16 protein-coding genes are annotated in these 14,250 nt (G+C 48.2%); 14 read left to right on the forward strand and 2 right to left on the reverse strand.

From position 1 onward, the window contains the following. Positions 1-29: 29 nt before the first annotated feature. The 9 genes from H615_RS0111435 (at position 30) to yajC (ending at position 6,590) form a co-directional block, all read left to right on the forward strand. Positions 30-581 carry a YhcN/YlaJ family sporulation lipoprotein gene (locus tag H615_RS0111435; protein WP_027955276.1) on the forward strand — a complete coding sequence of 184 codons (552 nt, stop codon included), beginning with the start codon at positions 30-32 and terminating at the stop codon, positions 579-581. Between the two features lie 76 nt (positions 582-657). Further along, a complete protein-coding gene (locus H615_RS0111440; RefSeq protein WP_027955277.1) occupies positions 658-1,410 on the forward strand; it encodes a YebC/PmpR family DNA-binding transcriptional regulator in 753 nt (250 codons plus the stop codon). 71 nt (positions 1,411-1,481) lie between these two features. Further along, the gene (locus tag H615_RS0111445) at positions 1,482-2,060 is read left to right on the forward strand and encodes a BofC C-terminal domain-containing protein (RefSeq protein WP_244877749.1); all 579 of its coding nucleotides are present in this window, start codon (positions 1,482-1,484) and stop codon (positions 2,058-2,060) included. Between the two features lie 162 nt (positions 2,061-2,222). After that, positions 2,223-2,840 carry a Holliday junction branch migration protein RuvA gene (ruvA, locus tag H615_RS0111450; RefSeq protein WP_027955279.1) on the forward strand — a complete coding sequence of 206 codons (618 nt, stop codon included), beginning with the start codon at positions 2,223-2,225 and terminating at the stop codon, positions 2,838-2,840. A gap of 18 nt (positions 2,841-2,858) precedes the next feature. Next, positions 2,859-3,860 (forward strand): Holliday junction branch migration DNA helicase RuvB, encoded by a 1,002-nt coding sequence (gene ruvB / locus H615_RS0111455; protein WP_027955280.1) that lies wholly within the window; start codon positions 2,859-2,861, stop codon positions 3,858-3,860. Continuing rightward, positions 3,857-4,054, forward strand: coding sequence for a DUF2905 domain-containing protein (locus H615_RS0111460; protein ID WP_027955281.1), 198 nt, complete (start codon positions 3,857-3,859; stop codon positions 4,052-4,054). Before ruvB ends, H615_RS0111460 begins: the two co-directional genes overlap by 4 nt. Positions 4,055-4,117: 63 nt before the next feature. Continuing rightward, entirely contained in the window at positions 4,118-5,143 is a 1,026-nt protein-coding gene (gene queA, locus H615_RS0111465; protein WP_027955282.1) for a tRNA preQ1(34) S-adenosylmethionine ribosyltransferase-isomerase QueA, read from the forward strand. A gap of 33 nt (positions 5,144-5,176) precedes the next feature. Then, complete coding sequence (tgt, locus tag H615_RS0111470; protein WP_035532109.1) at positions 5,177-6,313, forward strand: tRNA guanosine(34) transglycosylase Tgt; 1,137 nt, start codon at positions 5,177-5,179, stop codon at positions 6,311-6,313. Between the two features lie 16 nt (positions 6,314-6,329). Continuing rightward, positions 6,330-6,590, forward strand: coding sequence for a preprotein translocase subunit YajC (gene yajC, locus H615_RS0111475; RefSeq protein WP_027955284.1), 261 nt, complete (start codon positions 6,330-6,332; stop codon positions 6,588-6,590). Positions 6,591-6,627: 37 nt separating this feature from the next. Here the strand turns inward: yajC and H615_RS0111480 are convergent, their stop codons facing one another. Further along, positions 6,628-7,011: a TIGR04086 family membrane protein gene (locus H615_RS0111480; RefSeq protein ID WP_027955285.1), complete on the reverse strand. Its 384-nt coding sequence runs from the start codon at positions 7,009-7,011 to the stop codon at positions 6,628-6,630. Positions 7,012-7,135: 124 nt separating this feature from the next. Here H615_RS0111480 and H615_RS0111485 point away from each other — a divergent pair, with 124 nt between their 5' ends. Then, on the forward strand, positions 7,136-8,425 hold the full coding sequence (locus H615_RS0111485; RefSeq protein WP_027955286.1) for an ArsB/NhaD family transporter: 1,290 nt from the start codon (positions 7,136-7,138) through the stop codon (positions 8,423-8,425). Between the two features lie 55 nt (positions 8,426-8,480). Further along, positions 8,481-9,137, forward strand: coding sequence for a DUF421 domain-containing protein (locus H615_RS0111490; protein ID WP_027955287.1), 657 nt, complete (start codon positions 8,481-8,483; stop codon positions 9,135-9,137). 234 nt (positions 9,138-9,371) lie between these two features. Here H615_RS0111490 and spoVB read toward each other — a convergent pair whose 3' ends face one another. Further along, on the reverse strand, positions 9,372-10,928 hold the full coding sequence (gene spoVB, locus H615_RS0111495; RefSeq protein ID WP_027955288.1) for a stage V sporulation protein B: 1,557 nt from the start codon (positions 10,926-10,928) through the stop codon (positions 9,372-9,374). Positions 10,929-11,041: 113 nt separating this feature from the next. Between spoVB and H615_RS0111500 the strand changes: the two genes are divergently transcribed. From H615_RS0111500 to H615_RS0111510, 3 genes are all read left to right on the forward strand, one after another. Then, the gene (locus tag H615_RS0111500) at positions 11,042-11,335 is read left to right on the forward strand and encodes a post-transcriptional regulator (RefSeq protein ID WP_035532011.1); all 294 of its coding nucleotides are present in this window, start codon (positions 11,042-11,044) and stop codon (positions 11,333-11,335) included. 138 nt (positions 11,336-11,473) lie between these two features. Further along, entirely contained in the window at positions 11,474-13,756 is a 2,283-nt protein-coding gene (gene secDF / locus H615_RS0111505) for a protein translocase subunit SecDF (RefSeq protein ID WP_027955290.1), read from the forward strand. A gap of 126 nt (positions 13,757-13,882) precedes the next feature. After that, the gene (locus H615_RS0111510; RefSeq protein WP_027955291.1) at positions 13,883-14,203 is read left to right on the forward strand and encodes a LapA family protein; all 321 of its coding nucleotides are present in this window, start codon (positions 13,883-13,885) and stop codon (positions 14,201-14,203) included. Positions 14,204-14,250: the final 47 nt, after the last annotated feature.

Raw genomic sequence — 14,250 nt, forward strand, 5'->3', positions numbered from 1 at the left:
CATAGTAAGGGGAAAAGGAGAATGTTTTTATGTGGAAAATTATTGGAGTGCTGCTTGCTGTCTGTCTCTTTAGCGCGTGTCAATCAGAGGAAGCCCGGGAGCCGGAGGGAACCTCTGATGAAATCTACGAGCCGATCAGCTACGGGGGAGTGGAGGACACGGAAAGAAGCGGCCGGATTCCGACGGGTAAGGACAGCTATTTTAAGCGGACCGCTGAAAAGGATTTTCGTAACGCCCGGTACGGGGAGACGAACCGATCTCATGATAATGATTTCAACAATGAAGATGCTATGGCCGTCGTAGAGAAAATTCATGAAATCAAGGAAGTAACGATGGCTCAAGCCTATTCTACAGACGATGCTATGTATATTGCCGTCATGATCAATCCGACAGATCGGAGAGACACCGACGTAACAGAAAAAATCAAACAAAAAGCCGGGGAACTGACAGATAAGAAGCTCACCATCTATACCAATAATAACAACTGGGATCATATGAAGGATCTGAATGCCCGCTTGAACGCCGCGGAAGCACCGGACTCCGTGAAAAAACGGATTCGTGAGTTCTTCAACCGGGAGTAAGCCTCCTGCTTTTATGCCATAAAATGATTATGGTATAGTGAAAGATAGAAATGTTTTGGGGAGAGGAGAATGTCCTATGGCAGGCCATTCAAAATGGAGCAACATCAAGCATCGTAAAGGGGCCCAGGATGCAAAAAGGGGAAAACTCTTTATGAAGCTGGCCCGTGAAATTTTCATGGCTGCTAAACAGGGCGGAGGGGACGAGGAAACCAATCCTGCCCTCCGGATAGCAGTGGATAAAGCAAGGTCTAACAATATGCCGAAGGATAACATCGAAAGGGCCGTTAAAAAGGCCACCGGGGATCTGGAAGGCGTCAACTATGAAGAATTCACGTATGAAGGATATGGCCCCGGGGGCGTAGCTGTGATGGTCAAAGTGCTGACGGATAACAAAAACCGTACCGCCGGAGAAGTACGCCATGCCTTCAGCAAAAATGACGGCAACCTTGGTGAAAACGGCTGTGTCGCCTTTATGTTCAACCGCTCCGGTTATCTTGTCATTGACCGGTCCACGACGGATGCAGATGAAGAAGACGTCATGCTGCAAGTGATTGAAGCAGGCGCTGAGGAAATGGAGACAACAGAAGAAAGCTTTGAAATCTATACGGAACCAGAAGCTTTTTCTGATGTGAAAGCGGCGTTGGAAGAAGAGGGTTATTCGTTCTCGACAAGTGAAGTGACGATGATTCCTGAAACCTATACAGAACTCGATGAAGAGGGCGTAGAAAAAATGCTGAAGCTCATTGATATGCTGGAGGACAACGATGATGTCCAGGAAGTGTATCACAATCTCGATGCGGATGAAGCGGTTCTCGAAAAATTGTCCTGATTCTGCCTTTCTATGATAATAACTTCTATTTCTGGACACACTGGAAATAGAAGTTATTTTTATTTGGGAGTGTGAGTGCTGTGAAAGCTGTCCCCTATGGAATCATCAGCTGGCTTCTCGTATGTCTGATTCTTGCTTCCTGTTCTCCCGCTGTTCTGGAAGGGAAGGACCACAGCCTGATGAGAAGTGTGGACCAGATGGAAAAAGGAGCATCAGAACCGAGCGTCGAAACGCTGGTCCAGGCTGAACCTTTGGAATTGACGATTGTCATGAAAGAGCACTACCTCGATGGAGTGGTGGAAACAACAACCAAAAAGGAAACGATCTGGTCGATGGTGGATTTCTGGGCTTCATATGAAGGCTGGAGAGTGGAAAATCAGGAGCTGGATCGTATTGTTTTTCAACGGCAGGTGGAAGATATATCACCACTGACTAAACAACACGGATATTTTGGATTGAATGAGGACGGCGAACTGGCAGTTTTTCAAGGGATTCCCAACGAAGGTAAGGTCATCGAATCGTTCAAGCCGATTCCTGTAAAACCGTTGGAGTCGAAGCGTATCGATGTATTGAAGAATGGCATTAAGATTAAGGACTCCGTCCACTTTGAGCAGGTGGTCCACCAATATTCAGAAGAAAAGCAGATGTAAGGACAAACAGCCGCAGCCTGTCTGCGGCTGTTTTCGGTATGGAAGCTCTCCCACTTTCACTGGTTTTACCCCCTTCATTTTCCGTGCGTGTACATAGGCGAACATATGGTTCTATGTTACAATAAGAGGGTTAAGACTAGAGAGCAGGAGAGGTTGCAGCAGATGATAAGTTATATCAAAGGTCAGCTGACGACGCTTGAAGAAGGGTCGATCACGATAGAAGTAGGCGGGATCGGTTACGAGATTTTATGTGCCAATCCTTTTCATTTTGAAACACAGATGAATAAAGAAGTGAAAGTACATACGTACCACTATATCCGGGAAGACAACCAATCGTTGTATGGATTTAGGAAAAAGGAAGATAAACAGTTGTTCGGCCAATTGCTCAACGTATCCGGGATCGGACCGAAAGGAGCACTGGCTATTCTCGGAACGGTCAGTGTACCGGAGTTTGTTTCTGCAATTGAGCAGGAAGACGAAAAATACCTGACTAAATTCCCTGGTGTCGGTAAGAAGACAGCCCGTCAGATGATCCTTGATTTGAAAGGCAAGCTGATTGTATGGCTGCCGGATGAGCAGAACGAAGAGACCTTGTTCTATCAGGAGGATTTGACGTCGCGTGAGAAGCGAGAGCTGATCGATGATGCTATTGAAGCCTTGAAGGCGCTTGGATATACAGAGAAGGAAGTGAAGATGGTCCGCACCCAGCTTGAGAAATCCAAGCAGGGTACCGTGGATGATTACGTAAGACAAGGACTTCAGATGTTGATGAAATCATAAAGAAAAGGAGGGATATCCATGGATGAACGGATGATATCCGGTGAGCAGCAGCAGGTCGATCAGGATCTTGAGCTGAGCCTGAGGCCGGAAAGGTTAAGCCAGTACATCGGACAGGATCAGGTGAAGAACAACTTGAGCATCTTTATTGAAGCCGCTAAAATGCGGGAAGAACCGCTTGATCACGCCCTTTTGTACGGGCCTCCGGGACTTGGTAAAACGACGCTCGCTTCGATCATCGCCAACGAGATGGGTGTGCAGTTCAGGACCACAGCGGGTCCTGCCATCGAACGGGCCGGGGATTTGGCTGCTATTTTATCCTCTCTTGAGCCGGGGGACGTCCTTTTCATTGATGAAATCCATCGGCTTCCCCGTTCCGTTGAGGAAGTGCTTTATCCAGCGATGGAGGATTTCTGCCTTGATATTGTCGTCGGGACCGGGCCGAGTGCAAGGTCTGTACGCCTCGATCTCCCTCCCTTTACGCTTGTAGGGGCAACGACAAGGGCGGGGCTCTTGTCCGCACCGCTCCGGGACCGTTTCGGTGTACACAGCCGCCTGGAATATTACGATACGAAAGCGCTCTGTTCCATTGTAGAACGGACGGCGGAAATTTTTTCTGTATCGATTGAGAAGGATGCTGCTGTTGAAGTGGCCCGCCGTTCACGCGGAACCCCCCGGATTGCCAACCGGCTCCTGAAACGGGTCCGGGATATTGCCCAGGTCAAAGGTGAAACCGTCATCTCCAAAGCGACAACGCAGGAAGCGCTGAGGATGCTTCAGGTCGACGCAGAAGGCCTGGATTTTATTGATCATAAACTACTGATGGGTATCATGGACAGCTTTCAGGGGGGCCCTGTCGGCCTGGATACGATTGCAGCGACGATCGGCGAGGAATCGCAGACGATCGAAGATGTATACGAGCCGTATCTGCTGCAGATCGGTTATATCCAGCGCACACCGCGCGGCCGGGTTGTGACCCCGAAAGCCTATGCCCACTTTAACAGGGAGGTGCCCGGCTCTTGACGGGGTTTGGCAGAATCTTTATTGTTATAGGGATTGTGTTTATTGTCATAGGAATCGTGTGGAGTCTGTTCGGCAGGCTCCCTGGTGACCTTTCTTTTAAAAAAGGAAATGTCACATTTTATTTTCCGATTATGACCTCGATTATTGCGAGTATTGTTTTATCTTTGATTTTTTATTTGATTCGAAGATTTTAGCAGCACCTGCAGGAAACGGGCACGAGGAAAGAAGAATTATCTCAGGAAGAATAGGGGATTTGTATGGATATTAAGCAGTATGATTTCGATCTGCCGGAAGAGCTGATTGCGCAGGTTCCGCTTGAGGACCGCTCCTCTTCCCGATTGATGGTCTGCGACCGCAGCACAGAGAACATTGAGCATAAGCATTTTGCTGATATTACGGAAGACTTGAATTCCGGGGACTGTCTTGTATTGAACGACACACGTGTCCTTCCAGCCCGGTTGTTCGGAGCGAAGGAAGACAGCGGAGGGAAAGTAGAAGTGCTGCTTCTGCATCAGACAGAGGAAGATGAATGGGAAGTTCTTGTGAAACCAGCGAAGAAGGTGAAGGAAGGAACGAAAATCGTCTTCGGGGGCGGAAAGCTGACGGCTGAATGTACGGAAATCCAGGAGCATGGCGGCCGGAAGGTGAAGTTCAGTTATGAAGGCATCTTTTTGGAAGTCCTGGAATCTCTTGGAGAAATGCCGCTGCCTCCTTACATTAAAGAGCAGCTCTCGGACAGAGAACGGTACCAGACGGTCTATGCAAAAGAAGAGGGCTCGGCAGCTGCTCCAACAGCGGGGCTTCATTTTACGAACGCTCTTTTAGAGGAGCTGCAGAAAAAAGGGGTGGAGCTTGCCTACCTGACACTGCATGTTGGTCTTGGAACGTTCCGCCCGGTGAGCGTCGATCATATCGAAGAGCATGATATGCATGCGGAATTTTATCAGCTCAGCCGCAAAACCGCTGATCAGCTGAACAGGGTCCGCAAAAACGGCGGAAGAATTATTTCGGTGGGTACAACGTCTACCAGAACACTGGAGACGATCATGAGGGACCACGGAACGTTTACAGAAGCGAGCGGATGGACGGATATCTTTATTTATCCCCCGCAGAAGCTTCAGGCCATCGACGGGCTGATTACGAACTTCCACCTTCCAAAATCCACGCTCATCATGCTGGTGAGTGCATTTGCCGGGCGTGACTTCGTAATGGAAGCCTATCACCGTGCTGTAGAGGAGCGCTATCGTTTCTTCAGCTTCGGGGATGCTATGTTTATTAAATGATCAGGATGATCTATGGAAGAAAGGATAGGAAAAATGGCAATCACATATGAATTAATAAAAACTTGTAAGCAGACAGGCGCGCGCCTCGGAAAAGTCCATACACCACATGGCTCTTTTGAAACGCCGATGTTTATGCCTGTCGGTACTCTTGCTACAGTGAAGACGATGAGTCCCGAGGAACTCGAACGGATGGGGGCTCAGATTATCCTTTCCAACACGTACCACCTGTGGCTCCGTCCTGGGGAGGATATCGTGGAGGAAGCCGGCGGCCTTCATAAATTTATGAATTGGAACGGCTCCATTTTAACGGATTCCGGCGGTTTCCAAGTGTTCAGCTTGAGCGACCTGCGGCAGATCGAAGAAGAGGGTGTGCACTTCCGTAACCACATCAGCGGAGAGAAGCTGTTCCTTTCTCCTGAAAAAGCGATGCACATTCAAAACTCTCTTGGCGCGGATATTATGATGGCCTTTGATGAATGCCCGCCGTATCCAGCTGAACACAAATATATGAAAGACTCTGTAGAACGGACGAGCCGCTGGGCAGAAAGATGTCTGGAAGCTCATAAGCGTCCTCATGATCAAGGCTTGTTCGGAATCATCCAGGGCGGCGAATACGAAGACCTTCGTCAGCAGAGCGCCCGTGATCTGACGTCCATGGACTTCCCCGGCTATGCTATTGGAGGATTGTCTGTAGGGGAGCCGAAAGACGTCATGAACCGTGTGCTCGATTTTACGACACCGCTTCTTCCGGACCAAAAGCCCCGTTACCTGATGGGCGTCGGTTCACCGGATTCCCTGATCGACGGAAGCATCCGCGGCATTGACATGTTTGACTGTGTCCTGCCGACACGTATTGCCAGGAATGGTACCTTGATGACCTCCCAGGGCCGTCTCGTTGTCCGCAATGCGAAATATGCCCGCGATTTCCGCCCGATTGATGAAAATTGTGATTGCCATACGTGCCGGAATTACAGCCGGGCGTACATCCGTCATTTAGTCAAAGCCAACGAAACTTTTGGTTTTAGACTTACGACTTATCATAATCTTTATTTTCTGTTAAACTTAATGAGGCAAGTGCGTGAAGCCATTAGAGAAGATCGACTCGGTGATTTTAGAGAAGAATTCTTTGAACAATATGGTTTCAATAAACCAAATGCAAAGAACTTTTAGAAAGGGGGAATAATAGATGGACACATTAGTAGGCCTGTTACCGATTATTCTAATGTTTGTCATTTTCTATTTCCTATTGATCCGTCCGCAGCAGAAGAAACAGAAACAAGTGCAGCAGATGCAGTCGGATTTACAGAAAGGTGACAAGATCATTACTATCGGAGGAATGCACGGTACGATACATGCGATTGACGAAGGTACCCTTGTTATCAGTGTACAGGATGGAACGCAGATGAAATTCGACCGTTCATCCATTCGTGAAAAAGCCAGCGAATAATACAGACCCCCGCTCATGGAGCGGGGTTTTATATTTTTTACCGCTTTGCTGTTTTTTTAGGCAGGTTCACCCCGATCATTCCCCCGAGCCATGCAGCAAGTATCAGACCTCCGAAATAGCTGAGCTGCGGCAGTGTTACCATAGTATTTTCAAAAATGATTTGGAATAAGGCCATCGCCCCTACAAATACAGCACCGGTCAAGACGCCGGCCAGCCATCCTTTCTGTTCTCCTTTATAGGCGGCCGCCCCACCTCCGAATGCCAGAATACTGATTCCTACGATTAATGCGAGCTGATTCAATGTGCCGTATTCCATTTCTGTCAGCTTCAGTAAGCCGGCCAGTACCCCGGAAAAAACAATCATCAGGATAAAGATGGAACCAATCCCGTAGCCCAGCACACCCTGCATCATTTTCTTCATATCGACCCTCCTGGATTCAGCTTGTCACTTTCACTATATGCGCAAAATCCATAGAGATAGAAGCAGATATTTCTGCCTTCCCGTGAATACGTATATAAAAAGTCCGTATAAAAGGGGAAGATCTATGTCAACCGTACTGGCAATTCTCATATTTACTGCAAGTTACATCCTCATCATGACAGAGAAACTGAACCGGGCACTCGTGGCTGTTGCCGGCGGCGTCCTTTTATTAATGACGAAGGTTTACGCGTGGGAGGATGCTTTCGGGTTTATTGATTGGGAAACGGTCGCCCTCTTGTTCTCGATGATGGTCCTTGTCTCCATTACAAAGAAAACCGGTATTTTTTCGTTTATGGCTGTCCGACTCGTCCAGCTCGTCCAGGGACGGCCTGTTCCACTGTTGATCGTCACCGGCATTTTTACCGCAGTAGGCTCTGCCTTTTTAGACAACGTGACAACGGTACTTTTATTTGTTCCTGTTCTCCTGTCCCTCATCGATGAGTTGAAGCTCCCTGCCTTTCCTTATTTAATTACGACCATTTTCAGCTCCAATATCGGCGGGACAGCGACGCTGATCGGTGATCCGCCCAACATTATGATCGGACAAGCCGTGGAGCATTTCAGCTTTGTCTCCTTTATGTACCATCTTGGTCCCATCGTTATTGTCATTTTTGTAGTCATGATGGCCGGAATAATCCTTTTATACCGCAAACGACTCGTTTATGATGAAGCACTGGCCCGGCGGTTGATGGAAAGAAACGCCAAAGCCGATTTGAAGGTCACCCCGCTTCTTTTCCAATCGATCGGTGTCCTGCTTCTGACCATTACAGGATTTATGATGCACCCGTTCATCCATATGGATATTACGACCATCGCTGTCAGCGGTGCGCTCCTGCTGTTGTTCCTCTCTGAAAAAGAGCTTGACGTGGAGCATGTGTTTCAAGAGGTGGAGTGGGTCACGTTATTCTTCTTCATGGGACTGTTCATGCTGGTTGGAGGACTGGAGACGGTCGGCGTCATTGATGAAATGGCCCGTGGAATGGTCTGGCTTTCCGGCGGGGACCTGCCTGTGACCGCCATGGTCATGCTGTGGAGTGCAGGAATCTTGTCAGGGGTCGTGGATAACATCCCATTCGTGGCGGCTATGATCCCTGTCGTTCAGGAGCTTCAAGGCTATGGAATGATGAACGTGGATCCCATTTGGTGGGCGCTGGCGCTTGGGGCGTGCCTTGGAGGAAATGGGACGTTGGTGGGAGCTTCTGCCAACGTCGTTGTAGCCGGACTCGCGGCAAGCCACAACAAGCCGATTCCTTTTCTGAAGTTTTCTCTGTACGGAATTCCTGTTCTGCTCGTATCCCTGCTCATCTGCACTGTGTATATCTGGTTCCGGTATCTGCTTCCGTTCCTGTCATAAATTTTGAAAAATAGGTGATGTTAACAACAAAGGCACGGAAGAGGAAAGGTCGTGGATGGACGTGCTTGTCATCTCTGTAATTTTTCGAACCCTCATTACCTATCTGATTATTCTGCTCGTCTTCCGGTTTATGGGCAAAAGGGAAATCGGAGAGCTGAGTGTCATGGATCTTGTCGTATTTATCATGCTGGCTGAGATTGCTGTTTTTCTTATCGAAGAGCCTGATGAAGAAATCTGGAAGGCGATTGTCCCTATGGCGGTCCTTCTGGCGATTCAAATCGGCAGCGCCTGGATTTCTCTTAAAAATCAGTCGTTCAGAAACTGGTTTGACGGAAAGCCCTCTGTGATCATCAAGCATGGAAGAGTGGACGAATATGAAATGAGGCGGCAGCGTTATAACTTCAATGATCTGCTTCTACAGCTCCGCGAGCATGGCGTTCACGAAGTGCAGGATGTGGCATATGCCGTTTTAGAGCCTTCAGGGAAACTGTCTGTTTTTGAGAAAAAGGAAGATGGAACCTCTGATTACGCAGTCGTTTTAATAGCAGACGGAGAGATTCAAAAGAGCGGTCTGAAGATCATCGGGAAAAGCAGACGCTGGCTGCTGGAACGGCTCCACCATCAAGGGTACAACGATGTGAAGGAAGTCTCTCTCTGCACGATAAATGATCAGGGAGAGCTTCAGTTTGATCAAAAGAATGAATTCCATTAAAACAGCTGCCTGCAGGGCGGTTGGTGCAGGACCGTTTGTCATTGAAAGGATGCCATGGACACGCGAAACAAACATAAGCTGAAAAGAGGAAGATCTTCTGTTGAATAGAAGATCCTCCTCTTTTCTTTTCAAAATGGTTCAATGCTTGTCTATAGCAGGCAGGGAGACCTGATTTCTATTAAGTGAACATGGAACGGGTACAAAAATCCATGCCGCTCCAGAAGGCCCTGATCCTTATTTTTTTGGCAGGATTCTCTTCCAGGGGATCATTTTCCATTCTTCATTTCGAATCAGCTGGAACACATACGTCAGAAGCAGGTAGAGGATAGCAAGCCCGCCGCCCATAATGAGCAGCTGGGAAAGCGGCCGGGTTTCATCGAGCCAGTTGTTTTTCCAAATAAAACCGACGATACCGGTCGTTCCGATGACGATGAAAAATTTAAAGAACAGTAGAAATGGAAAACGGAGGACGTTGTATTTCACAAGAACTTGAAGATGGAGCAGGGTGACAATGACAACACCGACACAGATGGCCGCTGCCGCTCCGTGAATACCGAATTCAGGACGGGAGGTAAGAGCGACAAGGACGACGAATTTCACAACCGCTCCAATGAGGGTGTTCCACATAGCCGGACGTGCAAGATCAAGAGCCTGCAGGGCGGCCTGGAGAGGCGTCTGGATATAATGTAGCAGGAAGAAAGGGGCCATGAACTGGAGCATGAAAGAAGCATGGCTTGTCCCGTATACAGCGGTTAAAATCACGCCAGGGAAAATCATGAACACAATCGTGATTAAACCGCCGGAAGCGATCGATAGACGGATGGACTGCATAATCCTGTAGCGGATGGTTTCCTTGTTACCTTTGGCTGCGGCTTCGCTGATGGAGGGGACGAGTGCTGTAGAAAGGGCATGCGTAAGAAACGTCGGCAGAAAGAGAAGCGGGAGCACATAACCGGTTAATTCTCCGTAAAGTTTTGTGGATTCTACAGCTGCAAAACCGGCAAGGGCCAGACTCTGGGCGACAAGGATTGGTTCGAAAAAGTAAGTCAGCGAACCGATAAAACGACTGCCGGTCGTAGGCAGGGCAATGGTCATCAGCTCATTTAACGTCTTCCGCCCTTCGCCAAGATTCTTTTTCCATGATTTTCTCAGCCGGAAGCTTTTATGAACATTGAACTGCCTGAGCATATACAAAAGCGAGATCAATTCTCCAAGGACAGCACTTCCCATGGCACCGGCAGCTGCATACTGGACACCATATGGATAAAGCATCTTCGTAAAAAGAATGACCGATCCGATGCGGACGATCTGCTCAATGACTTGGGAAACAGCCTGCGGTTTCATGTTCTGCCTTCCCTGGAAATACCCGCGGATGACAGAGCTGACGGCAATGATCGGTATGATTGGTGTAACCGCAAGCAGCGGGGAAAGTGCCCGTGCATCCGTTAAAAAGTGTTTAGCAATGACAGGGGCCAGCATGAAAATACCGATTGTAAATACAATGCTTAATGTTGTGGTGACAGCGAGGGATACAATCAAAATCCGCTTGATTTTCCCTTCGTTCCCTGTAGCCTCTGCTTCTGATACACGTTTGGAAATCGCTACGGGAAGTCCGAACTGGGTGATGGTAATCGCCATGATTAAGGTCGGGAGGGCCATCATATAGAGGCCGACGCCTTCCGGACCCATGACCCGCGCCACGACGATGCGGTTCACAAAGCCGAGGAACCGGGTAATTAATCCGGCGGCAACGAGGATCAGAGCCCCATGCAGAAAAGTTTGTTTAGACATATTTCGATCCGCCTTCTCAAAGAAATGAAATTCCGATACAATGAAGTATATGCTCAATCGTGGACAAGGCATGACTACGGATTCTACGAAATGATGAAGTGAGGAGTATCGATATGGAACCTTATAAGCGTGTCGGATTGTGGAAAAAGGAAGTAGCTCCTGTGACAAAGAGTAAAGCGGAGGAATTCAGACTGCTTGGTTATCCGCGTGCGACAGAAGCGGAAATCTGGAATTGTCTGATGTCCAAAGTATGGAAAGGGGAGCCGGAAATGAGGCTTCACCAGGTGGTTCAGGATATTTTTCATTTATCCAGTCATACATACACAAGTTACCTGACGGTTGAAGCCTATCAAAATGATGATCTGCTCGCGTCTATTGAAGCACTCAACCAGACAGAATCGGAATAAAAACACAGCTTTACACGGATGCTGTTGCGAAAAAAGTAAAAAGTAGTAGAATAGGGACGGGAAAGACCGGACCCTGTTTTGTACAACCATACGGGGCCATTCCCCGTGCTGGGATACATAAAGGAGGAGCAGAAGCGAATGGTGAAACGAGGGCGGATTGTCGCCTTTTTCATCGTGGTGCTGTTGTTGGCAGCTACGATTGGGACGACGATTACTGGAGTTACAAAAGATATCAAATTAGGACTGGATCTGCAGGGCGGCTTTGAAATTCTTTATGACGTAGAGCCTCTCAACGAAGACCAGGAAGTGAATGAGCAGGTATTGGAAGCCACGGCGGAATCATTGAGTCAGCGTGTCAACACGTTGGGAATCAGTGAAACCAACATATCCATTGAAGATAACGGGCGGATCCGTGTGCAGCTGGCCGGTGTGGAGGACCAGCAGACGGCAAGGGAACTGCTTTCCACAACAGCGGAATTAACATTCAGAAGTACAGATGGAAAGCTGTTTCTTGACGGATCCGATTTAGTGGAAGGGAGTGCCCAGCAGTCCTTCGATCCAAATACAAATGAACCGGTCGTAACTTTGAAGGTGAAAAGCGCCTCCGAGTTTTACGATGTTTCAGAGGAAGTTTATAATACACCGGATGATCCATCGACCCCTTACCCGGACGATCTGCTTGTCATCTGGCTGGATTACGATGAGGATACATCCTTTGCAGAACAGTATGGTTCAGCGGATCCTGAATACATTTCAGCACCGTCCTTCCGGGAGAATGGACCGATCCGCAGCAATTCCATTCAGATCAGCGGCGACTTCACCGTTGAGTCAGCCCAGCAGCTGGCCGACGTTTTGAATGCAGGTTCTCTGCCTGTGAATCTGGAAGAAACGTATTCCAATTCCGTCGGGGCGCAATTCGGGGAACAGGCGATGAACAAAACGATCATCGCGGGAGTGATCGGCGTAGCCGCTATTTTCCTGTTTATGATAGCCTACTACCGGTTCCCGGGTGTCATAGCATCTCTGACGCTGTCCGTCTATATTTATTTGATTTTAGTTGTGTTTGAATTGATGAACGGGGTTCTGACCCTCCCGGGAATCGCTGCCTTGATTCTGGGTGTGGGGATGGCCGTCGATGCCAACATCATTACTTATGAACGGATCAAAGAGGAACTGAAATCAGGCAAGTCGCTGATGTCTGCCTATAAAGCAGGGAATAAGCGCTCGCTGTCCACCATCATGGATGCAAACATAACCACGTTGATTGCGGCCGGTGTGCTGTTCATTTTCGGTACAAGTTCGGTAAAAGGCTTCGCTACGATGCTGATCGTCAGTATTTTGGTGAGTTTCGTAACAGCGGTATATGGCACGCGCCTGTTTATGAGTTTGTGGGTGAAGAGCCGCTTCCTCAATAAACGTCCGCGCTGGTTCGGAGTTAAACCGGAGCAGATTCAAAATATAGAAGATGGTGGAGAAGTGGATGCCACCTTCATGAAGCGTTCCTTTAACTTTGTAGGCAAGCGGAAGTTGTTCTTCACGATTTCCATTGTCCTGATCGCAGCCGGTGTTCTTGCGCTGTCTGTTTTCCGACTCAATCTCGGCATAGATTTCTCCAATGGTTCCCGTGTCTCCATTTTATCGGACGGGGATATAACCGCTTCTCAAGTGGAGGAGACAATGGAAAGTGAATTTGATGTTTCTCCTGAGCAGGTCGTCATTTCAGGGGATAACAATGAAATTGCCGTTGCGAGGTTTGATTCTGAACTGAGCAAGGACAAAGTAGCTGACATCCAGTCGTACTATGAAGAGGAGTTCGGTAATACACCGAATATCAGTACAGTTTCTCCAATTGTGGCCAAGGAACTGGCGAAAAACGCAGCGCTTGCTGTTCTCTATGCTTCGATTGGTATCATCATCTATGTAACGATCCGGTTTGAAATATTCTTTGCGATTACCGCCATTATCGCTCTGCTGCATGATGCGTTCTTCATTCTCGCCTTCTTCAGCATTACAAGGCTGGAATTCGATATCACGATTATTGCAGCCATTCTCACCATCGTCGGTTATTCTGTCAACGATACCATCGTTACGTTTGACCGGATCCGGGAGAACTTGAAACTGAAGAAGAAAGTCAAGTCCTTTACGGAGCTGGCTAAGATTGTGAATGACAGCTTAATGCAGACCTTGGCTAGAAGTTTCAATACGGTGATTACGGTCATCTTTGCAGCGGTTATGCTGCTCGTCTTCGGTGCCTCATCGATTACGAATTTCTCTTTCGCCCTTGTCATCGGACTACTGGCAGGAACATATTCGTCCCTGTTTATTGCGTCCCAGCTATGGCTCGTCTGGCGCGGAAGAAATATCAAAGATAAGCCGATCAACTATGTGAAGAAAAAGCGTAATGACGGACCTCAGGTGTAACCGTTCCTTCGGGGAATGGAGTATGGTCCTGATCAAGCGGTCTTTCCTGGTGGAAAGACCGCTTTTTGTTTGTTTAGAGATCGGGTATATCTTTAGTGATAGGATATGAAAAGGGAGAGATGCTCTATGAAAGGTCAAACGTACATCATTTCAGCTCTTATTTTTGCTGTTGTCATTGCTGTGTTTGCGGTCATCAACGTCGAGTCTGTGCAGGTCAATTATCTATTCGGAACCGGGGAGGCTCCATTAATTCTTGTTATTCTCGTTTCCGTGCTGCTTGGAGGTCTTGCTACAGCCTCTGTAGGGGCCGTCCGCTACTTCAGATTAAGAAGAGAGAAACGGTCCTTGCTGGAAAAACTGCAGGCATTCGAGAAGGAAAACGGAGAGAAAACAGAGCCCGCCTCTGAAGCCGGTGAAGAGAATGACTCCAGGGAAAACATCACATAATTGCATTTGCTACCCCTGATCCGCTCTTGTATAATAGATGGGTCAGG

The sequence above is a fragment of the Halobacillus kuroshimensis DSM 18393 genome (assembly GCF_000425705.1).
Classification (GTDB): Bacteria; Bacillota; Bacilli; order Bacillales; family Halobacillaceae; genus Halobacillus; species Halobacillus kuroshimensis.

Excerpts from the sequence above, each read along its gene's own strand:
- H615_RS0111435 (WP_027955276.1), top strand. The coding sequence starts at position 30 with ATGTGGAAAATTATTGGAGTGCTGCTTGCTGTCTGTCTCTTTAGCGCG.
- H615_RS0111440 (WP_027955277.1), top strand. The coding sequence starts at position 658 with ATGGCAGGCCATTCAAAATGGAGCAACATCAAGCATCGTAAAGGGGCC.
- ruvA (WP_027955279.1), top strand. The coding sequence starts at position 2,223 with ATGATAAGTTATATCAAAGGTCAGCTGACGACGCTTGAAGAAGGGTCG.
- ruvB (WP_027955280.1), top strand. The coding sequence starts at position 2,859 with ATGGATGAACGGATGATATCCGGTGAGCAGCAGCAGGTCGATCAGGAT.
- queA (WP_027955282.1), top strand. The coding sequence starts at position 4,118 with ATGGATATTAAGCAGTATGATTTCGATCTGCCGGAAGAGCTGATTGCG.
- tgt (WP_035532109.1), top strand. The coding sequence starts at position 5,177 with ATGGCAATCACATATGAATTAATAAAAACTTGTAAGCAGACAGGCGCG.
- yajC (WP_027955284.1), top strand. The coding sequence starts at position 6,330 with ATGGACACATTAGTAGGCCTGTTACCGATTATTCTAATGTTTGTCATT.
- H615_RS0111480 (WP_027955285.1), bottom strand. The coding sequence starts at position 7,011 with ATGAAGAAAATGATGCAGGGTGTGCTGGGCTACGGGATTGGTTCCATC.
- H615_RS0111485 (WP_027955286.1), top strand. The coding sequence starts at position 7,136 with ATGTCAACCGTACTGGCAATTCTCATATTTACTGCAAGTTACATCCTC.
- H615_RS0111490 (WP_027955287.1), top strand. The coding sequence starts at position 8,481 with ATGGACGTGCTTGTCATCTCTGTAATTTTTCGAACCCTCATTACCTAT.
- spoVB (WP_027955288.1), bottom strand. The coding sequence starts at position 10,928 with ATGTCTAAACAAACTTTTCTGCATGGGGCTCTGATCCTCGTTGCCGCC.
- H615_RS0111500 (WP_035532011.1), top strand. The coding sequence starts at position 11,042 with ATGGAACCTTATAAGCGTGTCGGATTGTGGAAAAAGGAAGTAGCTCCT.
- secDF (WP_027955290.1), top strand. The coding sequence starts at position 11,474 with ATGGTGAAACGAGGGCGGATTGTCGCCTTTTTCATCGTGGTGCTGTTG.
- H615_RS0111510 (WP_027955291.1), top strand. The coding sequence starts at position 13,883 with ATGAAAGGTCAAACGTACATCATTTCAGCTCTTATTTTTGCTGTTGTC.